We start from the raw sequence: 21,178 nt of genomic DNA, 5'->3' as shown, positions 1-21,178 counted from the left end.
TCGTCACAGCTGCCAATCTCCCCCACGAGGGGGGAGATTGGCAGCTCCGCTGTCGGCTCCCTTCTCTCAGACCCTTAGAACAGGAACGCAGCCGTGGCCGGGTTCGCGCCCGTACGGCCGTCTGACGAATCCATGCCTCGAATGAGCTCGAGCTCCTTTGAATCCAGCTCGAAATCGAAGACGTCGAAATTGGCGGCAATCCGATCCTGATGGATCGACTTTGGAATGACGATCAGCCCTTCCTGAAGATGCCAGCGGATGATCACATGCGCCACAGACTTGCGGTGTTTTCCGGCGATCTTTTCGAGGGTCTGGTCGCTCAACAGCCGGCCGCTGCCCAGCGGGCTCCAGCTTTCGATGCGGATGTTGTGCGTGCTGTGAAATTCTCTGGTCTGGCGCTGTTGAAACCGGGGATGGAGTTCGATCTGGTTGACTGAGGGTGTGACACCAGTCTCGCCGATGATTCGCTCCAGATGGTCCTGGTTGAAATTCGAAACGCCAATCGACTTGATCCGGCCGGATTGCCTGAGTTCGATCAGCGTCTTCCACGCCTCGACATATTTGCCCTGGCTGGGCACCGGCCAGTGGATCAGGAACAGGTCGATCTGCTCGATGCCGAGCTTGTTCATCGTCTCGTCGAAAGCCCGCAGGGCGGCGTCACGCTGATGCGCGCCGTTGCGCAGTTTCGAGGTGATGAACAGTTCGCTCCTCGGTACGCCAGCCGTGCGGATCGCCTGCCCGACGCCTTCCTCGTTCTGGTAGCCTTCGGCGGTGTCGATCGATCTGTAGCCGGTCTGGATCCCCCAACTCACGACTTGGGCCGTAATGGCTGGATCGACCTGCCAAACGCCAAGGCCGATCTGGGGAACGGCTGAGCCATCGTTCAATGTGATCTGCTCAGCTTTAGTCAGGGTAATTTGTTCAGGCATGCTCAGGTCCTTCTGCATCGCTCCGCCCAGCGCAGTGCTTATCTAGGCGCCGCGTCCGCCAATGCGAGTCGACAGGTGGAGAAAGTAGAAGTGCGCCGTGAAGCCGGGATGAGATCCGGTTCGAACCGCCCAGCGTTTCCAAACACGATTCCAGAGATCAATAAATTGGACCGGGGGATGGCACGCCAATCCGGATCGATCTCGAAAAATCTGGCGAAAGGCCTGACTCCCGCGCACGGCCGTCAATGTGGGCTGCCTCCCTCAAAACCGACATCGGCAAGCTGACATCGAGCGCACCCCGTGCATACGCATATTCGGGAAGATAGCCGTTAACGATAAGGCGCCAGTCAAGGGGGACCACGTCACCGACGGCTCGCATCATCTTGACGATCGTGGTCGTGCAGTTCGTCGTGATGGAATTATAGAATTCTGGAGTCGTGGAAAGTGCATTTGCGTCCAGGACGTATTCCAGCAAGAGCGCCCGGGCCGCTTCCGGTGATACTTTTAGCCGATAGATTTGGACATCCTCTCCGCGAACGTTTGACCTGACGCCGACGACGTCTCGCTCGTCAGCCGCAATAATGACCAGGGGATTGCTCTTGAACAGGTCTGCCATGGGTGAAAACTTGCCGCCTCCATGGCGCCGCACCTCAATCGACCAGGCAAGATAGTCACCTCCTGCAAAGCCGAAGCTTATGATGACATGGGCGATTTTGGTCCCGGACCAATAAGACATGAAGAGGTCCACCGTCTGAACGCTGGAGAGGTCGTAGGTCCGCGTTGTCCAGCGTTCGGTGAAATCAGTAGCGCTACGCCACTCGAAGTCGCGCACATCAGTCAGCGTCAACAGGTTTCCGTCGCGTGTGCCGGTTACCTGACGGGCGACGTCGGGCGCCCAGTCCGCGTGATCGAAAGGCCTGATGGTGCTCCACCAAACCAGAACCACAGCAAACGCAGCTGCAAACAGGACAAGCGCCCTGATACGAAACCGGCTGAAGAGGGCGATGATAGTGGCGAGGCCGAACAAGATGAACAGGACGCCGGCCAGAGCCCGTCCAAGCTCAGCCATAGGCAGACGATACCACATGGCAAGTCCGGCCCAGGCAGTCAGGATTGCGACGGCTAGCGAAAGGATGATGGCAAGCGAGATCCGAGCGGTGCTACGCACCTATTCCCCCTCTGGCAGTCTGTCATTGCCTGGATGCCATTTCTCACGGAACGCTCGAAGACAACAACTCTACATGTCCATATTGGAGCACCAATCGGTCCGATACCATGTTCGCCGCGGATTTCGCAGGCGTGGAGCGAGCGAGCGAGAAGGTGCCCACGCGAAACGGACGCGCTCGGCATCGGCCGTTCGATGAAGTGACCGCGCGAGCTCACGGGCCCTAACAAGTTCCTTCATCCATCCATCCGTACCTCAAACGCCCGTCAATCTACCCGGAACAGGTTCTCTCTGTTCCAGTCCAACAAAACCGATACTCGCCTCGCTGGAATATCTAACGCGACTCCGTCATGATCTTTCCGCCTTGCCGAGCGTCGCTGCCGAGCGCGGTGACGCCGACGCAGGTCATGAGAGTAGGCTAGGCCAGTGCAGCGGATCCACCCGACGACCTTTCTTTTTGCGGCCCGAGCCCTGCGCGATATGGGCGATGGGTTCGTGGCCGTTCTGTTGCCAGTCTACCTGCTCGCATTGGGTTTCACGCCTCTGCAGGTCGGCATCATCGCGACCGCATCGCTACTCGGTTCAGCGCTCTTGACCATCGCCGTCGGAGTCCTTGGTGCCCGACACGATCACCGCCGTCTCCTGCTTGCCGCCACCAGTCTGATGGTCGCCACGGGTGTGGCCTTTGCCCTGGTTCATGACTACGCGCTGCTTTTGGTGATCGCTTTCGCAGGCACCATCAACCCGTCGGCCGGCAGCGTCAGCGTGTTCGTGCCATTAGAGCATGCCGTGCTCACACGCGAAGTCACTGATGCAGCCCGGACCAAGATGTTCGCGCGTTACAGCTTGGTGGGCGCGCTTGCAGGCGCCGTTGGCGCACTCGCTTCGGCGACCCCTGATCTTGTTGCTCCATCCGGCCTCGACCAACTCACCGGCATCAAGGCCATGTTCGTGCTCTACGCGTTGCTCGGCCTGCTCGGCGGCCTCTTCTACGCGCGGATCCCGCAGCGCCGTCCCACGTCGGACACAGGTACCGCGTCCGCGCTCGGCCCCTCGCGCAATATCGTTCTCAAGCTTGCGGCTCTTTTTAGCCTTGATGCTTTCGCCGGCGGCTTTGTCGTCCAGTCGCTGCTTGCCCTATGGCTGTTCGAAAAATTCGACCTGTCGCTTTCGGAAGCGGGATTTTTCTTCTTCTGGTCCGGCGTGCTTTCGGCGTTCTCATTCCCCGTTGCAGCTTGGCTGTCCCGGCACATCGGACTCATCAACACGATGGTGTTCACACACATTCCGTCCAGCATCGCCCTGATGCTGGCGGCGCTTGCGCCGACGCTACCTCTGACACTGGCCCTGCTGCTGGTCCGCGCTGCGCTTTCGCAGATGGACGTCCCGACGCGCTCATCTTACGTCATGGCCGTTGTCACGGAAGCGGAGCGGGCGGCGGCCGCGAGCTTCACATCTGTCCCGCGCAGTCTGGCCGCGGCAGCCAGTCCGGCGCTGGCGGGCGCTCTGCTTGCTGCCTCTTTCCGAGCTTGGCCCCTCCTCATCTGCGGTGCGTTGAAGATCATTTATGACCTGCTGCTGCTGCTGCAGTTCCGGCACTTGAAGCCCCCAGAGGAGCGGTGAGGCAGCCTTGTCGGTTTGGGGCGTTTAGCCAGGAGGGATCGATCGCGGCGGCAAAGCGTTTGAAAGGTGTCGACCGTTTTGAGCTGGCTCGGAGCGTGAAATGTCGCCTCGCTTCCTGCTGACGTTATTCGCCGCCCTTTATCCGGCATCATCGGTGCACGCCGGTGTCGATGTCGAGCGCGCACTGGAAGCCTTCCACAGCACCTGCCTGGCACACGGTGACCGCTTCGACCGAGCGGGTCACGACCGCGACGAGTTTTGGACGCGATTTCAGCAGACTGATCAGCTGGCTGCGGCAGAACACCGTGACAAGGCTCGCAGAACGTTCGCCGCCTGACTACACCACCGAGCGATCACGGGTTCCATCCGCCGCTGCCGTACTGACGGGTAATGATCTCGAGAAGATGACCGTTCGGGTCCTCGAAATAAACGCCGCGGCCGCCGTCGTGGTGGTTGATCTCGCCCAACTGCGTCCGGCTGGGGTCAGCCCAGTACGAGAGGTTCCGTTCACGAATCCTGGCGAAGATCTCGTCGAACTCGGCTTCGCTGACCAGGAAGGCGTAATGCTGCGGCCTGATTTCGCCTGAGGTATCCATATAGTCGAGGTTGGCACCGTTTTCGGTGGTGACCATCTGGAAAGGACCCCAGCGCCTCGCGGCTGGAAGGCCAAGCATTTCCGCCAGGAATTTTGCCGACGCCTCGCTGTCGCGGGCCGGCAGTATTGTATGGTTGAAATCGATAGCCATGCCATCACTCCCTTTAATTTCTCCTCGCACGTCGTTGTTCCGCGACAGAAGCGGTGCTGCACGAGATGGGGTCGATGGCCATGATGCTCAAGCCGGCGTGGCAACCTGCCCGATGACCTGCACGGGCTCAGCTTCATGAATACGGACGATGATCATTTCGCCGCTATCCTGCACCTCGCCGGTCAAACCGGTGATGTTGACCTGATGCGTGACAAGCACCACAGGCCAGCCGAAACGCTGCCCGCGGAGCCAGGCCAAAAGGGCAGCGGTGCGCACTTCTGCGGCCGAACTGTCGCCAAAGAACGAATTGAGCAGCTCAAGAGCCACGACGTCGCCGATCCCGAGCAGGCGAGCGGTGTCGAGGCAACGACACCACTGGCTCGAATAGACGGCTGCCAACGAGATGGCGTTCGCACGGAACAGGTCGCCGATCGCGCGGGCCTGCGCACGACCTTGTTCCGACAGATTCCGCTGGGTGCTGCAATCACCGAGCCTTAAGCCAGGCGGATCGCCGGAGCCTGGGGCCGCGGCATGGCGCAGCAGCGCAATGGCTTCTCCGGATCGCAGGGCTGCCCAGAGTGGCCCGGAGGCGTGTGCCTTGCCGAAGGCAGCCGCTCCGAGCGACAGGACAAGAAATCGCCGACGTCCAATTCGCATCTTGCTTCTCACCTTTCCGATTGGCAGTCTGACGCGGACCAGCACTTCATTCCGCAAGTAGCGACATAAATGTTGGTGTCGACGATTTCAGGACCGATCAGGAGCTGGAAAGATTCCAGCCGCGAGACAGGCCCCGCGTCAGCTTCCGCGATACCCGCCACATCAGCAAGGCGGCGGCCAGGCTGTAGACGCCCATCAAGGCCAGTTGCAGCGCGTAGTCGACGCCGGCGTCGATCAGGTATCCGGTGATGCCGGGGCCCATCGCCGAGGCCAGAACCATCACGGCCACCACAACCGAGCGGATCGCACCGAGATGCGCGGTGCCATAAATCTCCGGCCACATGGCGCCCTCCAGGGTCGAGGAGAAGCCGTAGCTGATGCCAAGCAGCGCCATGAAGACGAAGATGGCGAAAGGCGCCGTCAGATAGGCAGCCGCGAAGCATGCCAGCGCCAGCGGCAGAAGGAATAGAGGCAGCAGCTGGACCGCCGAGAAGCGGTCGATCAGCCACCCGGCCAGAAGCGCAAAACCCATCGTCGTGGCGGACAGGACGGCAAAGCCGCCGGCGAAGAGTTGCAGCGGCCAGCCCCGGAGCTCGGTTAGATAGACCTGGTGAAAGAAGATAGTCGTGCCGACGAAGGCGGGAGCCAGGACCCCCAGGCAGATGGCGTAGAAGGTCGGATCGCGCAGGACTTCCGCCCGCGTCCAGTGCTTCACTGCGCGTTGCGCCCTCGGCTGGGCCTCGCTCTGCGGATTGCGTTCCTTCCGGACCAGCGCACAAACCAGAGGCAAGGCCACGACCAGGATGAAGGCTGCGCAGACGAACCAGCTTCCCCGCCAGCCGACGAGGCCAGCCACGAGGACGAACAAGAAAGGCAGCAGAGCGCCGCCGACATGAAAGCCAAGCGTGACGACCGAGACGGCGCGGCCCCGGTTCGCGGCGAACCAGCGACCAGTCGCCGTCAGAGCCGTCTGGGTTATCATCCCCTGGCCAAAAAGGCGCAGCAGGTAGAGCGCAAGGAGCAGCGTTGGCAGCGACCCGGCGAACCCCATCGCAATGCTGGCGCAGGCAAGCATGAGCATCGTCGCGATCGCCATGGTCACTGTCGAATACCGGTCCAGCGGCCGCCCCAGGAACGGCAGGGTCGCCGCGCTAAGCAGCGTTGCCAGCATGTAGAGCCCGCCGAACTCGCCGTGACTCAACCCGAACGTCTCGCGGATATCGCCGTTCGACAAGGCGATGAAGAAGGTCTGCCCGAAGGACGAGACGAGGGTCAGCAAAAAGGCGCCCGCGAGCCAGCGGACATTGTTGACGACGAATGCACTGAAGGACTGCATGATCCCTTTGTTTCTCGATAGAGTGCGCGCTTCCTGTTCGTCTTTATCGGCCTCCGCTGCCGGAGGATATCGGCCAGTTCCGCTTTGATCAGAGGCCTGGCTTTACGTTCGAGCCGGTCGAACTTCCATGCCGATTACCAACCAGCCAGTCCGACTTGGGCGTCCTCGCCACTCTGCTTGCGAGTGAAGTCAGTCGGACGCCGTTGCGCTCTTAGGTCAGGCACTCAAAGGCATCATGCCTCTCGCTCAAGCTCAGGTTCCCTATCTTCTCCTTCTTCCCCTCTCGGATTGTATTTGCGGACACCGTCGAATGAGAAAGGCTTTTCGATGGAAGCCGGTCATTCGGTGGATGTCGGCCGAACCGGAACAATGGTATCCTGCAGGGAGCATTCGGGGAGGCGACTGCATTGACCGAGAGCTTGGAAGTCGAAGGGGCGAGAGGTTGGTCGAATCTGCTGATCGCGGCAGAAAGCGGCGATGCGGGGGCCGTTCGAGCGGAATTGGCGGCCGGCGCCAATATCAACGAGGCGGACGGCGGCGGCTGGTCAGCCCTTCATCTCGCAGCCCTCAATGCCCGCACCGCGGCGGTCGAGGCGTTGATCGAACACCCAGCAATCGATGTGAATTCCAGAAACAAATGGAAGAGCACGCCTTTGAGCCTTGCTTCGGCCAAGGGCCACTACGCCTCTATTTTAGCCCTCGTGAAACATCCCGAAATAGAGATTAATGCAAGAGCCGACTACTACGGCAGAACGGCCCTTATTGAAGCAGCAAAGAACGGGCATCTGGATGTCGTTAAGTTGCTTGTCGAGAATGGCGCTGACGTGAATCTTACTGACAAGACCGGAAGAAACAACGCGCTTATCGAGGCTATCAAGGGACGGCACTACGAGGTCGCGGGATACCTGCTTGATTCCCGGAAAATGAACTTTCTCAACAAGGATATGAGACTGAACGCCCTGATCTGGGCTGGAAGCTGCCATAACCCTCAACTCATCGAAAAGCTGGAAGTCTCGATTCATACTTTCTTCGAAGGCAAGTGAAGGTCCCGCTTCCGCCGCGGTGACCATGTCCGCGGCCCTTGCACTTGCCGAATGTCTTCGATCGCCGCAGACCGCCTGTGGAACTCCCTTCCAAGATCATTCAACCAATCGGTTGACAATTCGAAAGCGTGCCTCTATATTCAACTACATGGTTGAATTAGACACACCCCAGATCGACGCGGTTTTTCACGCGCTTGGCGACGCCACCCGCCGGCACATGCTTCGCGACCTCGCCGGCGGCGAGCGAACGGTGAGCCAGTTGGCGGAACCCTTCGCCATGTCGTTGGCGGCCGCCTCCAAGCACATCAAGACGCTGGAGAATGCAGGGCTTATTCGTCGCGAGGTGAGGGGCCGCACACATCTGTGCCGCCTCGAACCCGGACCGCTGGCCAGCGCCCACCAATGGCTCGGCTTCTACGAGCGCTTCTGGACCAACCGTCTCGACGTCCTCGAGCGTCTGCTTCGCGAGCAGGACGCACGCAAAGCCCCGGGTGATTCCTGGGCCCAGGATGATTCCAGGAAATCGCCCGCCTCAAAAGAAGGAGACGACCAATGAACCAGATGAAAACCATCGAAGCCTATGGCGAGCTGACCGAGCCCGCCACGTTCACCATCCAGCGGCTTTTGCCCGGCCCGATCGAGCGGGTCTGGGCCTATCTCACCGAGAGCGACCTGCGCCGGCAGTGGATGGCTGCTGGCCAGATGGAAATGAAGGCCGGCACGTCGTTCGAGTTGATCTGGCGTAACGACGAGCTGACCGATCCGCCCGGCCAGCGCCCCGCGGGCTTTCCCGAAGAGCATCGGATGGAGGGCCGGATCACCGAGCTCGATCAACCTTACAAGCTCGCCATTACCTGGGGAAACACCGGCGGGGTTTCCTTCTTGCTGGAGCCGAAGGGCAATGATGTGCTGCTCACCGTCATCCATCGCCGGCTGCCGGAACGCGCAATCCAGCTCAACGTCACCGCCGGCTGGCACATGCACCTCGACATGCTGGCCGCCCGCCTCGCCGGAAAGACGCCGACCTCGTTCTGGGATGGCTGGAGCCGCCTGCGGGCAGAATACGACCGCCGCCTGCCGGCCTGACACGACCGCGTCGGCTGAAGTCACCGCCCAGCCTCCACCGGCATTCGCCCGTGGAGGCTCGCACACCAGCAACGATGAAACGATGAAACGTGCTTGCTTTGGGCAAGCCTGATGGAGGAAGTCATGCGCAAATTGATCGCCGGAATGAAGATTTCCGTCGACGGCAAGATGGAGGGACCCGAGGGTTACGCGGAATGGGTCGACGCGTGGTCGGAGGAGTATGGGCTGATGCCGCAAATCGATGCCTGCCTGCTCGGGAGCATCATGTACGCCGGCTACGAGCGCTACTGGAGCGCGATCCAGAATGAGCCGGACAAGCCGTTGCCGATGACCGGCAAATTGCCGACGCCGGAGGAGCTCGAATGGGCCCGCTTTGCCGAACATACCCCGCATTATGTGCTGTCGAACACGATGAATTCGGCGGCCTGGCCAAAGACGCGCTTCGTGCGGAGCCTCGAAGACATCGCTGGCCTGAAGCAGCAGCCGGGCAAGGATATCTATCTCATGGGCGGTGCGCGAATGACCGCGAGCCTCATCGATGCCGGGCTGGTGGATGAACTGCGGCTTATCCTCTATCCGCTGCTCGTCGGCGAAGGGAAGGCGCTGTTTGGAGCAATGCAAAATCGTCGCGGGCTTGAACTGCGGAAGGTTCAGCAGCTCACGGATGGGCGCGTGAGCCTGGTCTTTGGAATTGGCTAAAGCGCGTCGCGTCTGCGACGCGCTTTAGGTTTATGTTTTTATGCATGTCGTTATCCCAAAACCGCTGCGCACTTTTGGGCGACATGCATTAACTCAGCCGGTCTTCGCAGATTTCGCAGCGCTGCCCGGCTGAAATTTATTCCTGAAAGGCGCGTCGCTGGTCAGAGGGAAACCGACAGCCCACCGTCGACGGCCAGCACATGGCCGTTGACGTAGGCGGCAGCGTCTGAGGCGAGAAACACCACGGCTCCGCCGAGTTCCTCAGGCTGGGCCCAGCGGCCCGCCGGGGTTCGTGCCTCGACCCATTTGGTGAAGGCCTCGTCGCTCATAAGTGCGGTGTTGAGCTCAGTAGCGAAATAGCCGGGGGCGATCGCGTTGACGGTGATGCCGTGACGGCCCAGTTCAGCGGCGGTCGAGCGTGTCAGCCCGTGCAGGCCCGCCTTTGCCGCCACATAGGCGTGAATGGTGGGACGGCCAAGGATCGCTGCAACCGATCCAGTGTTTATTATGCGCCCGAACTTGTTTGGCAGCATCAGGCGCACCGCGTCGCGCATCATGCGGAAGCAAGCCGAAAGATTGACGGCAATCACATGGTCGAAATCCTCGTCCTGCCATTCGACCAACTGACTTCGATGCTGGATGCCGGCGTTGTTGACCAGAATATCGAGGCGGCCGTGGCGTTCGACGATCCCTTCGAGCGACGCCCTCGAGATCGCCGCGTCGGTGACATCGAACGGCTGGGCTTCGGCACCGATCCTTTCGGCCGCCGCGGACAGCGCGGCCGGATCGCGGGCATTGACGATCACCGTCGCGCCGTTTTCCGCAAGTGCCTTGGCCATGGCGAAGCCGAGGCCACGCGAAGCACCGGTGACCAGCGCGACACGGCCGTTGAGCGAGAACAATTCCGACATTGATATCCCCCAAGAAAAGGGCGGGCTATGAAAAGGGCGGGAGGTTGCTCCCGCCCAATTAACGCTATTTGGAGCACTATTTGGCGATGCAGGTATCCGCTGTCTCCGGCGTGCAAATGTCAAGGCCGGTATAGGTCGGGTCGGCCGGCGAAGCCTTGCCGTCCTTCATGTCCTTCAGCGCCATCATCGTCTTGTAGCCCATTTCGAACGGCCGCTGGCCGACCTGGCCGAGCGAGAACCCTTCCTTCATCTGGTCGATCTGTACGGGAAGCGTATCGGCGACGACCAGGGCCAGGGCCTTCGAGGCGATCTTTTCCTTGTACGGCGCGACCGCGGCGCGATTGGCATCGGGGATGAACTGCGGGAAGCCGCCGGTTGGGATGAACGCGTCGAGGTTCGGGTTTTTCGCCATGATGTCCTCGAACTGCTGCACCGAGCGCGGGAAGTCGTCGTCGGTGTAGAGTGGGCAGCCCTCGATTTCGGTCCAGCCGTTCTGTCCGGTCAGGCGGTCGCCGGGTGAGGCTGCCGATTTGGTCCCCGAAAGCGTGTCGCGAATGCCCTGCATGCGCTCATTGTGGTTGGCCGCCGCCGCGCCGCCCGACTGGATACAGATCGTGCCGCCCTTGGGCTTGATCTGCATGGCGAGCTTGGCGAGGTTCGTGCCGATCTCATAATTGTGCGTGCCGATATAGGCGACGCGCAGGTCCTTGTTCTCGGGCAGCAGATCGGAGTCCCAGGTGAGGACCGGAATGCCCGCGTCCTTGGCGGCCTGCAGCGCAACCGCCATCGCCGCAGCGTTCGATGGCGATACGGCGATGCCGTCCACCCTCTTGGCCACGAGATCCTGCACGATCTGTACCTGCTCGTCGCCGCCGCCATGCTCGCCGGGGCCGATATACATGCACTCCAGGGCACCATTCGATTCGGCTTCGGCCTTCTTGCAGCCGTCGCGTGCCTGGTCGAAGAAAGGATTGTTCATGTTCTTCGGCACCAGGGCAAAGGTGTATTTCGCCTCGGCACCGGAAACGGCGAGCACCATGGCGCCAAGCGCGACAGCCGCCGTCAGCAGATGTTTCTTCATGTGAAGTTCTCCTCCTTGGTGTGATGTCCCGCAGGCCTCCCGCCGGCGGGTTTCTAGCGGCTTTTTTTGGGCATCAGGACTGCCAGCGACGCGGCGAGGATCGATTTGCCGCCGGTTTGCATGCCCAAAAGAACCGCAAGAACGATGAAGGCGCCGACGAAGGCACCCTGCCAGTTTGAATCGATGCCGGCCATCAGCAGCGCATTCCTGATCACTTCGAGGAACGCCGAACCGATGACCGCACCGAAAGCCGTGCCGGCGCCGCCCATCAGGCTGGCGCCGCCAATCACTGTCGCCGCAATGACGCGCAGCTCATAGCCTTGGCCCATCGCATTGATGGCCGAGCCGTTGTAGCCGAGCAGCAGGAGCGAGGCGATCGAGGCGGTGAAGGCCGAGAAAAGGTAGGCCTGGAATTTGATCCAGTCGACCGGAACGCCGGTGAGCCGCGCCGCCTCCTCATTGCCGCCGATGGCGAACAGATGCCGGGCCCAGGCAGTGAAATTGAACACGAAGCCGACAATCAGCGCCAGGACCACCATGGTCCAGAATTGCGACGACAGTTCCGGTATCCAGTGCGGCGCCCAGTCCTCGGGTCCATGCCGCGGCCATTTCGCCTGGCCGATCGCCTTCACGATCGGAGCATCGGGCCCGAACTGGTAAAGCATCTGGTTGGCCGAGAACACCACCGCCAGCGAGCGCGCGACGGACAGCATGCCGAGGGTGACGACAAAGGACGGCATTCCGACATAGGCGACAAAAAATCCGTTGACCGCGCCGCAGGCCAGGCCGGAAAAAAGGCCCATGGCGAAAGCGATGTACCAGGGATAATGCCAGGTGAGGAACAGGCCGGCGACGATGACCACGAGGCCCATGATCGAGCCGACCGACAGATCGATGCCACCGGTGATGATGACGACGGTCATGCCGAGCGCCATGATGCCGAAAGGCGCAAGATTGCGCGTCACATTGGCGACGTTTTCGGAGGTGCCGAAGCTCGGCTCCATCGCTGTCATCAAGATGACCAGCGCGATCAGCGCGATCGTCACCCAGAAGGGCTGACTTGAAATCACGCGTTGGAAAGCTGTCTGTTCCTTGGTCGGAACGAAGTCCGACATGGCCGGCTGGCCGGCGTTCCCGGCCGATTCCTGAACACTATTCGCCACGGATGGCTCCCGTTATCAGTCCTGTGATTTCCTCGGGTGACGTGTTGCCGGTGTCCTTGTCGGCAACCTTGGAACCTCGCCTGAGCACGATGATGCGATCTGCGACGGCAAAAACGTCAGGCATGCGGTGGCTGATCAGCATGACGCCGACGCCCTGCGCTTTCAGGCGCCGGATCAATTCGAGCACTTCCGCCACCTGGCGCACCGAGATGGCGGCGGTCGGCTCGTCCATCAACACCAGCTTGGCGTTTGAAAGCCGGGTTCGCGCAATGGCTACCGCCTGGCGCTGCCCACCGGACATCTTCTTGACCAGATCGCGCGGCCTGGTTTCCGATTTGAGTTCCCTGAACAGCGCTGCCGAGCGGTCGATCATCGCCTGCTTGTCAAGCACTCTGATCGGCCAGAAACCTTTCTTGATCTCGCGGCCGAGGAAGACGTTCTGCGCCGCCGTCAGATTGTCGGCGAGCGCCAGGTCCTGATAGACGACTTCGATCCCCTTGGCGCGGGCCTGGACGGGTTTATGGAAATGGCAAACCTCGCCGTCCACGACAATTTCGCCGTCGCTCGGCGGGAAATTGCCAGCCACGGTCTTGACCACGGTGGACTTGCCGGCGCCGTTGTCCCCCATCAGACCCACGACTTCGCCTCGCTCCACCTGGAAGCTGACGTCGCTCAGGGCCTGGATGGCCCCGAAATTCTTCGAAACGTGGCGAACCTCAAGCACCGGCATCGCGGTCCTCCCCGGACAACATTTGCCAATCTTGTCCCGGACTTATGCAAGATAGCTAATCAGCGAAATGTATTCGACACAATCCTTATTCGAAGGAGACCGGCATCCGTTTTTTAGCGGGGCAGGTGGACCTTGGAGCATCGAGAAGAATAGGACTTGCGAAGTTGTAGGATGACCGTATGATCTGACCCGATGATCACGGATCGCCCCTCTCAACGCGAAGCTTCCGGCGCAATTGCTGAGCTGCCTGCGCAGTTGGCGGGTGATGCGCTAATAGACGGCCAGTCGCCCCAGGCGGAGCGCTACCTCATCGATTGGGGCCGCGACAGGTGCGGAAGTGCCCGCTTCATCGTGCGTCCAGGATCGGTGGAAGACGTCCAGGCGTTTGTGAGATGGTGCTCGCAGAGCGGTATCGCCATCGTCGTGCAGGGTGGAAATACCGGACTTGCCGGTGGCGCCATTCCAGACAATTCGGACTACGCAGTGCTGTCGCTCGAGCGTCTCAACCGGATACGCCGCGTCGACCCGCTCGACTTCACGCTGCAAGCGGATGCCGGGGCCGTGCTGCAGGACGTCAAGGACGCCGCTGAAGCATCCGAGATGACCTTCCCGCTCGCGCTTGGCGCACAGGGATCGTGCACGATCGGCGGCAATGTCGCGACCAATGCCGGCGGCATCAATGTGCTGCGCTACGGCATGACGCGTGACCTGGTGCTCGGGCTTGAGGCGGTGCTGCCGGACGGCACCCTTTGGAACGGCATGAACGGGCTGCGCAAGGACAATCGCGGCTACAGCCTGAAGCAATTGATGATCGGCTCGGAAGGGACGCTGGGAGTCGTCACCGGCGTCGAAGTAAGGCTCTCGCCCCGGCCGACGCAGGTCGAGGACCGCCTATGTCGGACTGGGCAGCTTCCGCCAGGCGTGCGAGCTGTTCCGGATGGCAAGGCATCTCTGCTCCGACCTTCTCAGCGCGTTTGAGGTCATCGGCGAGGAGTGCCTGCCGCTGGTCCATCTCATCGATCCGAAGCTGCGCTCGCCGTTGACGCAGGCATGTCCGGTTCATGCGATCGTCGAACTCGCCTGTGGGCCCGGGATAGATGCCGGCGGACTTCTTGAAACGATGCTGGCGCGCGCCCTTGAGAGCGACCTGATCAAGGACTGCGTCGTCGCCCAAAACCGCTCCCAGGCCGCCACATGCTGGGCCATCCGGGAGGGCCTGGTCGAGGGGCAGGCGCGGCGCGGCTTTCATGTCCGCACCGACCTCTCGGTTCGCCTCAGCCAGGTGCCGAAGCTGATCGAGCAAGCACGCGCGTGCATCGTGCGCGAGTGGCCAGGCTGGACATCCCTGGCCTATGGCCACGCGGGCGACGGCAACATCCATTTCAACGTGCTGCCGCCCATCGATTGCGAGCCCGGCGAAGCGAGGACCGTGGGCCAGGCGGTCTTGACCCGACTTTATGAACTGGTCGGAGCGCTCGGCGGCTCGTTCAGCGCCGAGCATGGCGTCGGTCGCAGCCGCAGCCATGTGTTCTGGGCCGGCCTGTCGCAGCGCGAGCGGCAGCTACATACCGCGATCAAGGCAGCCTTCGATCCGGCAGGCCTGTTCAATCCCGGATGTCTCATGCCTGATCGGGGCGATTTGTAGGGGAAGCCGCATGAAGCAGCGTTCGTCCATCATAGGCAGCGTGGAGGCGCTTCCGCATCGCGTCGCCTCGCATCTGAGCCGCGAGATCGAGGGCGGCGATTTCATCCCGGGGGCCCGGCTTCCCACCGAAAGCCAGCTCGCCGACAAATTCGGCGTCAGCCGCAATGTTGTCAGAGAAGCGATCGCTCAGCTTCGCGCCGATGGCATGGTCGAGGCGCGTCAGGGCGTAGGCGCATTCGTCATGGCGCCGGAACAGCGAACAGCGATCCGGATCGACCGCGAAGCGCTGAAAGACCAGCGCAACATGGAGCAGCTCTTCGAGCTGCGCAGCATTCTGGAGACCGAATCCGCCACATTGGCCGCGGCGCGCTGCGCATCCGATGATCTTGACGCGATCAAGGCTGCGCTGGACCGCATGGGCGGCGAGGAGCGCTGGGAGGATGGCAGCATCGAGGCCGATCTGCTTTTCCATCGGGCGATCGCCCGGGCGACCGGCAATAGTTACATCTACACCTTCATTTCCTTCGTCTGCGAGCAGATCCGCCAGTCGATCCACTATGCCCGCCTCACCAATCCGCTCCACGACCTGGTCGAGGTCAACGTCGCCGAGCACGTGCGGATCTACGACGCGCTCGCCGCGCATGATCCACAGGCTGCCGGCGAGGCGATGCGCCGGCACATCGAAGGCGCCGCATCGCGCGTAGGCGTCGAGCTCACCGCGATCAATCGAGGCAAATGACCATGTCGCTCGGGCAGACCAAGGCAATCACCGATATCTGCCTGCTTGTAGAGGATATCGACCGCACCATCGACTTCTACACGCAGAAGCTTGGCTACCGGATCAGACGCCGCGCCGAGGGCTTTGTCGATTTTCATTCCGAGCGCGTGACGCTCGCCGCATGGCAGTTGGACCACATCAATCGCCACTGCGGCGTCTCGAATGTCCGCTCACCGAAGCAGGCGCACAAGGCGTGCGTCGCCATGGAACTCGAAAGCGCCGGCGAGGTCGACCGGCTCTACGCCGAACTGTCGGACAAGGGCGTGCCGTTCGTCGGGCCGCCCGGCGACTATGTCTGGAACGCGCGCTGCGCCTACTTCCACGATCCGGACGGGACGCTGTGGGAACTCTATGCCTGGACCGGCGCGGGACCGGGCGACTATCACGACACGCAAGTGTGATTGGATCGCGACGGCCTCGCAAGAAAGGGCCGCGCCGCATGCAAGCAGTCCAACAAAGGAGCAAGAAGATGAGTGGGAACGCATCGCAGTGGAATCGCAGATCGATCCTGAAGGCCGGCGCCGCCGGCCTGGCGGCTTTCGGGCCGGGACTTCAGCTGTTTGGCGCCAGCGCCTCGGCAGCCGCCAAGCTCGTGGTCCAGTATGACTGGCTGATGTCGAACGGCCAGATCGGCGACGTCGCAGCCGTCGCCAATGGCTACTTCAGCGAAGCCGGGCTTGAAGTGGAGTTCAGCCCCGGCGGGCCGAACGCCGCCACCGTGCCGCCGGTGGTGTCCGGTGCCGCCCAGCTCGGCCAATTCTCGGAATCGCCTCAACTCTATGCCGCGCGGGCGAGCGGCGTTCCGGTGAGGATAATCGCCTGCGGCTATCGCACCGGACCCTATGCGCTGACGTCGAAACCGGAGAAGCCGATCCGGTCGGTGGCGGATCTGAAGGGGATGCGGATCGGCACGCAGCCGACCGCGCGCTTCGCCATCGACGCGATGCTCGCGAAGAACAAGATCGACCCTTCCGAGGTCACCATCGTCAATGTCGGGTTCGACAAGGCGCCGTTGGTTCGTGGCGACGTCGATGCGATCGGCGGCTGGATCACCAACACGCAGGCGCTCAGCGTCGTCGGTGACGATCGCATCGATCTGCTGTTGTCGGAGCTCGGCCTGGCGTCCTATGCCAACGTCTACTTCGCGACCGACAGCGCCATCGAATCCGATTCCGCGACCCTGGCGAAATTCATCGGGGCGGTCGCCAAGGGGTGGGGCTGGGTCCACGCCAATCCCGAGCAGGCGGTCGACAAGCTCGTCGCGGCCTATCCCGAGATCGACGCAGGCTGGGAAAAGAAGACGATTTCCCTGGTGCTGAAACTGTCGTTCGACGACAACACGAAAAAGGATGGATGGGGCACCTTCGATCCTGCCTCGATCGAGAGCCAGATCGCGCTGCTTGACCAGATTGGCCAGTATCCAAACGGCAGGCCGAAGGCCGAGGACGTCTATACGACGAAGGTGCTCGAACTCAGTGCGGCTGATCGGCCGAAGCTCGGCGCGCCCGCCTCTTGATGGCCGCGCCGGCCATCGAAACTTCCGGGCTCGACGTCGGCTATCCCGGCCGGCGCTCGCCCGTGACGGTGATCTCCGGTCTCGAACTGACAGTCGAGGCCGGGACATTCCTGTCGATCCTCGGGCCTTCGGGGTGCGGAAAGTCGACGTTTCTGCGGGTTGTCGCCGATCTTCTGGCGCCGCTCGCGGGCACGATACGCGTGATGGGCGAAACGCCGTCGGCGGTGCGCTCCGGCCGGGGCGTGGGTTTTGTCTTCCAGGACTCGACCCTTTTGCCGTGGCGCACGGCGCGCGAGAATGTGCGGCTGCCGATCCAGGTGGGCCGCCGCAGCCTGTCGCGCATGATAGACGACCGCGCCGACGAGCTGCTCGAACTCGTCGGGCTGTCGGCGCTTGGTGAGCGCCTGCCGCATCAGCTTTCCGGCGGACAACGCCAAAGGCTGGCTATCGCCCGGGCGCTGCTTGGCGAGCCACGTCTGCTTCTGATGGACGAGCCGTTTGGCGCGCTTGACGAGATCACCCGCGATCGCCTCAACGACGAACTGCTGAACCTTTGGCGGCGGACCGGAACGACCGTGCTGTTCGTCACGCATTCCATTGCCGAAGCCGTCTATCTCGGGCAGCGCGTGATCGTGCTTGCCGCCCATCCCGGACGGATCGTCGCCGACCACGACCTTCGTCCGCTGAAGGGGCCGGACAACAGATGCTCGCGCGAGGATCCGGCGATCGTCGCGGCAATGGCCAGGATGCGCTCCGCCCTCGGAGCGGCGTCGTGAACCAGGGCGCGCTTTCGCCATTCGCACAGGCTGCGCTGCCGATCCTCGGCGCCGGCTCGCTTATTCTCGCATGGCAATTCCTGCTGCCGCTCGCCGGCGTGCCCGCTTACATCGTTCCGACGCCGACCGCGATAGCGGGCGTGTTTGCCGGGAACGGATCGCTTCTCCTGTCGAACCTCTGGCCGACGGCCATCGAGGCGCTCTCCGGCTTCGTGCTCGGCAACCTCGCCGCAGTGCTGCTGGCGGTCGTCTTCGTTCACAGCCGTACGCTGCAGGCGGCCTATTTTCCGGTCGTGCTGTTCTTCAATACGATCCCGGTGCTGGCGCTGGCCCCGGTCGTCATCCTCATCTTCGGCCTCGGCATGCTGCCCAAGATCGTGATCGCGGCGGTGATCTGTTTCTTCCCAACGCTCATCAACATGATCCGGGGTCTGGAATCGGCGAGCCCCAGCGAGCACGAGCTGTTCCGCGTGCTGTCGGCGACGCGCTGGGAAGTATTCTGGCGCCTGCGCTTGCCGCGCGCGCTGCCAATGTTTTTCGCTTCGCTGCGGATCGCCTCGGCAACCGCGGTGATCGGCGCGATCGTCGGCGAATGGATCGGCTCCGACAAAGGTCTCGGCGCGCTGATCATCCAGGCGACCTTCAACTACCAGTCCGACCGGCTCTACGCCGCCATCGTGCTCTCATCGCTGTTGTCGATCGGGTTCTTCATGACGGTCGTTGCCGCTGAGCGGTGGTCGGTTCGATACCGTTAGAGGCGGCTGAACGCGTCGGCGACGGACGTAGCATCATTTGTTCCCGCGAAGGCAGGGCGCCTCCTTGAGAGCCGCCCTGTTGCTTGTGTTTCTGGCGGTGATTAGAGCTTTCCCGCTGCGAGCAGTTCGCGGGTCCGCTTCAGCGTCGACAGCAGGGCGGCCTTGTAGCCGTTTTCGCTGGCGAACTGAGCCTGCTCGGCCTGCTCCTCGCGACCGTTTGGCTCTTTGCCGCGCAGGCCAATGTAGCAGTAGAAGCGAAGCTGCAGTGCGCCTTCTCCATCTTCGAACAGTTCGTTGACAATCGCTCCCTCGCGCGGACCGGATGCCTGGAAGAAGGTGACCTTGCTTTCCGGCTCGAGTGTGATGATTTCGCGCAGGTCGTGGCCACCGATCGTGGCCTCACGCACGAAGTGGGTAGCGCTTTCCTCCACAACGTCGCAACGGGTGCAGAGACCCGTGACAAGGAACAAGCGGGCGTCGCGTGCTTTCAGCTCGAGACCCTTCCACACTTGAGCGCGCGTCAATGCGACTTCGCCTTCCGGGTTCACCGGAACTGTGGCAGTTGAATAAATCATGATGACAGTCCTTGTGATCAGACAGGGGCTGCGCTTCCGTCAGGCGGAGGCAGCGGTTTCCGAGGCGAAGGCTCGATATGGGCGCAGTGGACGTCCGAGCAGGGCAGTCAGGCGCTCGACGTCGCCGGCCCCAGGCAGCATCCCGTCGGTGAAGAAGCGCTCGCCCATCAGACGCATGTCGTAGGCCATCCAGGCGGGCACGAACTGCTTGAGATTTTGCTCAAAATCCTCGGTATTGTCGCCGCCGTAGTTGATCGGGCGGGCGAGCACGTCTGACCAGATGGCGGCGATATCCGCCCCAGTCAGTGTCTCTGGACCGACGAGGTTGATCCAGTCGATCGCAAGCGGCTCTGCGGCCTGTTCACGGCGCAGCAGCTCAAGGGCGGCGATCTCGCCGATATCACGGACGTCGATCATGGCGAGACCCTTGTCGCCGATCGGCATTGTGTAGGTGCCATAGCCGGTGATGACGTCTTTGATCATCAGATCGTTCTGGATGAAGTAAGCTGGGCGCAAGATCGTAGCCTTGAAGTCCATCTGCTCGATCATTCGCTCGACGCCGAACTTGCCAGCGAAATGGGGCACGTTCACGTAGCCGTCAGCGTGGATCACCGACAGATATACGATCCGCTCGATACCGGCCGATCGGGCGACGTTCAGCGCGACCAAAGCTTGGGTGAATTCGTCCGGAACTACGGCGTTCAAAAGGAACAGAGTGGAAACTCCAGACATGGCTTTGCGCAGCGAATCGACATCGAGAAAGTCGCCTTGCACGACGGATACGCCTGCCGGGAAGTTGGCTTTCGACGGATCGCGGACGAGAGCACGTACATCAGCGCCGCGCTTGACGAGGTGTTCGACGACTTGGCGGCCAATATTGCCTGTGGCCCCGGTAACGAGAATGGTCATGAAATTTCTCCTGTTGGGTTGCTTGACACGGCCAATATGTGTGGCTCACTGAGCGTCCAACAGGCTGAAATTTTAGACGCACCGTCTCGCTGGTGGAACATACATGGATCTTCTTGCCCTCGCCGATTTTAATCTCGTTGCCCGCCACGGTGGTTTCGGCAAAGCGGCAAGGGCCACCGGCCGGCCTAAGGCGACCCTGTCCCGGCGCGTTGGAGAATTGGAAAGCAGCCTTGATCTGCGCCTGTTTGAACGGGGTGCGCGTAGCCTGAAGCTCACCGAAGAAGGACGGGCGCTCTTCGAGCGGACAGGGGCGCTGCTTGCCGAACTGGACGAGACAGCTTCGGCGATTGCCTCGGGCGGTCAGAGACCCAAGGGCAGATTACGGATTAGCGCACCTTTGCTTTTTTCTCAGACCGCAATGGGGAGGATTGCTGCGGGGTTTGCCCTTAAATATCCGGAGGTGAGGCTGGAGGTTACGACTGAGGATCGGCCTGTTGACATGATCGAGGAAGGCTACGATCTGGTAATCCGAGTCAATCCAGATCCCGACGAAAGCCTGGTTGGACGGGCGTTTCTCCGCGACCGCCTGGTCGTAGTGGCGAGCCCTGACCTTCCTCGCGCGAGTGGTGGACTCGCCGCTCCTGGCGTCGCGCGCTGGGCGGGCGATCGGCAAACATGGCACGTGAAGACACAAGGTGGCCGGTCAACAATTGCAATCGAGCCTGTCCTCGCTTTGTCGATGCTCGTCATGGTCCGGGATGCGGTGCGAGCCGGCGTCGGTGCAGCACGTCTTCCCATTTCGTTGGTGGCCCACGACTTGGCTGACGGCACGCTGGTACTATGGGGGGATATCGACGGCCCCGAGATCGCTCTATGGGCGCTCTACCCATCTCGGCGGCTACTCAGCGCGCGAGTGTCAGCGTTCTTGAATTTTCTAAAACAGGCCTTCCCAAATGGGACGCCGGACGAACTGGCCGCCTATATTGGCAGGTGATGACCGAACCCGCGTTCGGGCGTAGAAAGTCCTATGCAACAAAAAAACGAAAACTGAGAAG

25 protein-coding genes are annotated in these 21,178 nt (G+C 61.8%); 14 read left to right on the top strand and 11 right to left on the bottom strand.

The window, feature by feature from the left end; genetic code table 11:
* Positions 1–74: 74 nt before the first annotated feature.
* Positions 75–929 carry an aldo/keto reductase gene (locus tag AC0L2Z_RS27430; RefSeq protein WP_473629807.1) on the bottom strand — a complete coding sequence of 285 codons (855 nt, stop codon included), beginning with the start codon at positions 927–929 and terminating at the stop codon, positions 75–77.
* Positions 930–1,086: 157 nt separating this feature from the next.
* On the bottom strand, positions 1,087–2,097 hold the full coding sequence (locus AC0L2Z_RS27425; RefSeq protein WP_473629806.1) for an Lnb N-terminal periplasmic domain-containing protein: 1,011 nt from the start codon (positions 2,095–2,097) through the stop codon (positions 1,087–1,089).
* A gap of 477 nt (positions 2,098–2,574) precedes the next feature.
* Between AC0L2Z_RS27425 and AC0L2Z_RS27420 the strand changes: the two genes are divergently transcribed.
* A complete protein-coding gene (locus AC0L2Z_RS27420) occupies positions 2,575–3,717 on the top strand; it encodes an MFS transporter (protein WP_210334896.1) in 1,143 nt (380 codons plus the stop codon).
* 100 nt (positions 3,718–3,817) lie between these two features.
* Positions 3,818–4,054, top strand: a complete 237-nt coding sequence (locus AC0L2Z_RS27415; protein ID WP_128173053.1) for a hypothetical protein — start codon at positions 3,818–3,820, stop codon at positions 4,052–4,054.
* A gap of 16 nt (positions 4,055–4,070) precedes the next feature.
* On the opposite strand, the gene AC0L2Z_RS27410 is transcribed toward AC0L2Z_RS27415, so the two are convergent.
* From AC0L2Z_RS27410 to AC0L2Z_RS27400, 3 genes are all read right to left on the bottom strand, one after another.
* Positions 4,071–4,463, bottom strand: coding sequence for a VOC family protein (locus AC0L2Z_RS27410; RefSeq protein ID WP_128173052.1), 393 nt, complete (start codon positions 4,461–4,463; stop codon positions 4,071–4,073).
* Between the two features lie 87 nt (positions 4,464–4,550).
* Positions 4,551–5,120, bottom strand: coding sequence for a histidine phosphatase family protein (locus tag AC0L2Z_RS27405; RefSeq protein ID WP_473629805.1), 570 nt, complete (start codon positions 5,118–5,120; stop codon positions 4,551–4,553).
* Between the two features lie 97 nt (positions 5,121–5,217).
* A complete protein-coding gene (locus AC0L2Z_RS27400) occupies positions 5,218–6,456 on the bottom strand; it encodes an MFS transporter (RefSeq protein WP_473629804.1) in 1,239 nt (412 codons plus the stop codon).
* Positions 6,457–6,863: 407 nt separating this feature from the next.
* Here AC0L2Z_RS27400 and AC0L2Z_RS27395 point away from each other — a divergent pair, with 407 nt between their 5' ends.
* The 4 genes from AC0L2Z_RS27395 (at position 6,864) to AC0L2Z_RS27380 (ending at position 9,284) form a co-directional block, all read left to right on the top strand.
* The gene (locus AC0L2Z_RS27395) at positions 6,864–7,499 is read left to right on the top strand and encodes an ankyrin repeat domain-containing protein (RefSeq protein ID WP_128170327.1); all 636 of its coding nucleotides are present in this window, start codon (positions 6,864–6,866) and stop codon (positions 7,497–7,499) included.
* 148 nt (positions 7,500–7,647) lie between these two features.
* Complete coding sequence (locus tag AC0L2Z_RS27390) at positions 7,648–8,055, top strand: ArsR/SmtB family transcription factor (RefSeq protein WP_128173049.1); 408 nt, start codon at positions 7,648–7,650, stop codon at positions 8,053–8,055.
* The gene (locus AC0L2Z_RS27385) at positions 8,052–8,585 is read left to right on the top strand and encodes an SRPBCC family protein (protein ID WP_128173048.1); all 534 of its coding nucleotides are present in this window, start codon (positions 8,052–8,054) and stop codon (positions 8,583–8,585) included. Before AC0L2Z_RS27390 ends, AC0L2Z_RS27385 begins: the two co-directional genes overlap by 4 nt.
* Before the next feature lie 123 nt (positions 8,586–8,708).
* Positions 8,709–9,284, top strand: a complete 576-nt coding sequence (locus AC0L2Z_RS27380) for a dihydrofolate reductase family protein (protein ID WP_128173047.1) — start codon at positions 8,709–8,711, stop codon at positions 9,282–9,284.
* Positions 9,285–9,445: 161 nt separating this feature from the next.
* On the opposite strand, the gene AC0L2Z_RS27375 is transcribed toward AC0L2Z_RS27380, so the two are convergent.
* The 4 genes from AC0L2Z_RS27375 to AC0L2Z_RS27360 form a co-directional block, all read right to left on the bottom strand.
* Positions 9,446–10,195 (bottom strand): glucose 1-dehydrogenase, encoded by a 750-nt coding sequence (locus tag AC0L2Z_RS27375; protein WP_091599240.1) that lies wholly within the window; start codon positions 10,193–10,195, stop codon positions 9,446–9,448.
* A gap of 76 nt (positions 10,196–10,271) precedes the next feature.
* A complete protein-coding gene (locus AC0L2Z_RS27370; RefSeq protein ID WP_128173046.1) occupies positions 10,272–11,276 on the bottom strand; it encodes a sugar-binding protein in 1,005 nt (334 codons plus the stop codon).
* A 53-nt stretch (positions 11,277–11,329) separates the two neighbouring features.
* Entirely contained in the window at positions 11,330–12,439 is a 1,110-nt protein-coding gene (locus AC0L2Z_RS27365; RefSeq protein WP_473510536.1) for an ABC transporter permease, read from the bottom strand.
* Positions 12,429–13,169, bottom strand: a complete 741-nt coding sequence (locus AC0L2Z_RS27360) for an ATP-binding cassette domain-containing protein (RefSeq protein WP_023799117.1) — start codon at positions 13,167–13,169, stop codon at positions 12,429–12,431. Before AC0L2Z_RS27360 ends, AC0L2Z_RS27365 begins: the two co-directional genes overlap by 11 nt.
* Positions 13,170–13,361: 192 nt before the next feature.
* Between AC0L2Z_RS27360 and AC0L2Z_RS27355 the strand changes: the two genes are divergently transcribed.
* From AC0L2Z_RS27355 to AC0L2Z_RS27325, 7 genes are all read left to right on the top strand, one after another.
* Positions 13,362–14,147: an FAD-binding oxidoreductase gene (locus AC0L2Z_RS27355; RefSeq protein ID WP_473629803.1), complete on the top strand. Its 786-nt coding sequence runs from the start codon at positions 13,362–13,364 to the stop codon at positions 14,145–14,147.
* The gene (locus AC0L2Z_RS27350) at positions 14,107–14,814 is read left to right on the top strand and encodes an FAD-binding oxidoreductase (RefSeq protein WP_473629802.1); all 708 of its coding nucleotides are present in this window, start codon (positions 14,107–14,109) and stop codon (positions 14,812–14,814) included. Before AC0L2Z_RS27355 ends, AC0L2Z_RS27350 begins: the two co-directional genes overlap by 41 nt.
* A gap of 10 nt (positions 14,815–14,824) precedes the next feature.
* Positions 14,825–15,553 (top strand): FadR/GntR family transcriptional regulator, encoded by a 729-nt coding sequence (locus AC0L2Z_RS27345; RefSeq protein WP_473629801.1) that lies wholly within the window; start codon positions 14,825–14,827, stop codon positions 15,551–15,553.
* A 2-nt stretch (positions 15,554–15,555) separates the two neighbouring features.
* Complete coding sequence (locus AC0L2Z_RS27340) at positions 15,556–15,993, top strand: VOC family protein (protein WP_023799114.1); 438 nt, start codon at positions 15,556–15,558, stop codon at positions 15,991–15,993.
* A 68-nt stretch (positions 15,994–16,061) separates the two neighbouring features.
* Complete coding sequence (locus AC0L2Z_RS27335; RefSeq protein WP_023799113.1) at positions 16,062–17,108, top strand: ABC transporter substrate-binding protein; 1,047 nt, start codon at positions 16,062–16,064, stop codon at positions 17,106–17,108.
* Positions 17,108–17,884: an ABC transporter ATP-binding protein gene (locus tag AC0L2Z_RS27330; RefSeq protein WP_031254866.1), complete on the top strand. Its 777-nt coding sequence runs from the start codon at positions 17,108–17,110 to the stop codon at positions 17,882–17,884. Before AC0L2Z_RS27335 ends, AC0L2Z_RS27330 begins: the two co-directional genes overlap by 1 nt.
* The gene (locus tag AC0L2Z_RS27325; protein WP_473629800.1) at positions 17,881–18,639 is read left to right on the top strand and encodes an ABC transporter permease; all 759 of its coding nucleotides are present in this window, start codon (positions 17,881–17,883) and stop codon (positions 18,637–18,639) included. The genes AC0L2Z_RS27330 and AC0L2Z_RS27325 overlap by 4 nt, the downstream gene beginning before the upstream one ends.
* A 101-nt stretch (positions 18,640–18,740) precedes the next feature.
* Here AC0L2Z_RS27325 and AC0L2Z_RS27320 read toward each other — a convergent pair whose 3' ends face one another.
* A complete protein-coding gene (locus tag AC0L2Z_RS27320) occupies positions 18,741–19,214 on the bottom strand; it encodes an AtaL-like protein (RefSeq protein ID WP_473629799.1) in 474 nt (157 codons plus the stop codon).
* Between the two features lie 39 nt (positions 19,215–19,253).
* Positions 19,254–20,123 carry an SDR family oxidoreductase gene (locus AC0L2Z_RS27315; protein ID WP_473629798.1) on the bottom strand — a complete coding sequence of 290 codons (870 nt, stop codon included), beginning with the start codon at positions 20,121–20,123 and terminating at the stop codon, positions 19,254–19,256.
* A gap of 103 nt (positions 20,124–20,226) precedes the next feature.
* On the opposite strand from AC0L2Z_RS27315, the gene AC0L2Z_RS27310 reads away from it, so the two are divergent.
* On the top strand, positions 20,227–21,117 hold the full coding sequence (locus AC0L2Z_RS27310; RefSeq protein WP_128246965.1) for a LysR family transcriptional regulator: 891 nt from the start codon (positions 20,227–20,229) through the stop codon (positions 21,115–21,117).
* The last annotated feature ends 61 nt before the right edge of the window (positions 21,118–21,178 follow it).

This window comes from Mesorhizobium sp. WSM4850 (genome assembly GCF_055811735.1).
The sequence above is the reverse complement of the archived record's forward strand: the minus strand, read 5'-3'. Positions and strand labels throughout refer to the sequence as shown.

What these genes read in the sequence shown, in the direction of transcription:
- AC0L2Z_RS27430 (WP_473629807.1), bottom strand. Translation starts at nt 929, where the DNA reads ATGCCTGAACAAATTACCCTGACTAAAGCTGAGCAGATCACATTGAAC.
- AC0L2Z_RS27420 (WP_210334896.1), top strand. Translation starts at nt 2,575, where the DNA reads ATGGGCGATGGGTTCGTGGCCGTTCTGTTGCCAGTCTACCTGCTCGCA.
- AC0L2Z_RS27415 (WP_128173053.1), top strand. Translation starts at nt 3,818, where the DNA reads ATGTCGCCTCGCTTCCTGCTGACGTTATTCGCCGCCCTTTATCCGGCA.
- AC0L2Z_RS27410 (WP_128173052.1), bottom strand. Translation starts at nt 4,463, where the DNA reads ATGGCTATCGATTTCAACCATACAATACTGCCGGCCCGCGACAGCGAG.
- AC0L2Z_RS27405 (WP_473629805.1), bottom strand. Translation starts at nt 5,120, where the DNA reads ATGCGAATTGGACGTCGGCGATTTCTTGTCCTGTCGCTCGGAGCGGCT.
- AC0L2Z_RS27400 (WP_473629804.1), bottom strand. Translation starts at nt 6,456, where the DNA reads ATGCAGTCCTTCAGTGCATTCGTCGTCAACAATGTCCGCTGGCTCGCG.
- AC0L2Z_RS27390 (WP_128173049.1), top strand. Translation starts at nt 7,648, where the DNA reads ATGGTTGAATTAGACACACCCCAGATCGACGCGGTTTTTCACGCGCTT.
- AC0L2Z_RS27385 (WP_128173048.1), top strand. Translation starts at nt 8,052, where the DNA reads ATGAACCAGATGAAAACCATCGAAGCCTATGGCGAGCTGACCGAGCCC.
- AC0L2Z_RS27380 (WP_128173047.1), top strand. Translation starts at nt 8,709, where the DNA reads ATGCGCAAATTGATCGCCGGAATGAAGATTTCCGTCGACGGCAAGATG.
- AC0L2Z_RS27375 (WP_091599240.1), bottom strand. Translation starts at nt 10,195, where the DNA reads ATGTCGGAATTGTTCTCGCTCAACGGCCGTGTCGCGCTGGTCACCGGT.
- AC0L2Z_RS27370 (WP_128173046.1), bottom strand. Translation starts at nt 11,276, where the DNA reads ATGAAGAAACATCTGCTGACGGCGGCTGTCGCGCTTGGCGCCATGGTG.
- AC0L2Z_RS27360 (WP_023799117.1), bottom strand. Translation starts at nt 13,169, where the DNA reads ATGCCGGTGCTTGAGGTTCGCCACGTTTCGAAGAATTTCGGGGCCATC.
- AC0L2Z_RS27355 (WP_473629803.1), top strand. Translation starts at nt 13,362, where the DNA reads ATGATCACGGATCGCCCCTCTCAACGCGAAGCTTCCGGCGCAATTGCT.
- AC0L2Z_RS27350 (WP_473629802.1), top strand. Translation starts at nt 14,107, where the DNA reads ATGGCAAGGCATCTCTGCTCCGACCTTCTCAGCGCGTTTGAGGTCATC.
- AC0L2Z_RS27345 (WP_473629801.1), top strand. Translation starts at nt 14,825, where the DNA reads ATGAAGCAGCGTTCGTCCATCATAGGCAGCGTGGAGGCGCTTCCGCAT.
- AC0L2Z_RS27340 (WP_023799114.1), top strand. Translation starts at nt 15,556, where the DNA reads ATGTCGCTCGGGCAGACCAAGGCAATCACCGATATCTGCCTGCTTGTA.
- AC0L2Z_RS27335 (WP_023799113.1), top strand. Translation starts at nt 16,062, where the DNA reads ATGAGTGGGAACGCATCGCAGTGGAATCGCAGATCGATCCTGAAGGCC.
- AC0L2Z_RS27330 (WP_031254866.1), top strand. Translation starts at nt 17,108, where the DNA reads ATGGCCGCGCCGGCCATCGAAACTTCCGGGCTCGACGTCGGCTATCCC.
- AC0L2Z_RS27320 (WP_473629799.1), bottom strand. Translation starts at nt 19,214, where the DNA reads ATGATTTATTCAACTGCCACAGTTCCGGTGAACCCGGAAGGCGAAGTC.
- AC0L2Z_RS27315 (WP_473629798.1), bottom strand. Translation starts at nt 20,123, where the DNA reads ATGACCATTCTCGTTACCGGGGCCACAGGCAATATTGGCCGCCAAGTC.
- AC0L2Z_RS27310 (WP_128246965.1), top strand. Translation starts at nt 20,227, where the DNA reads ATGGATCTTCTTGCCCTCGCCGATTTTAATCTCGTTGCCCGCCACGGT.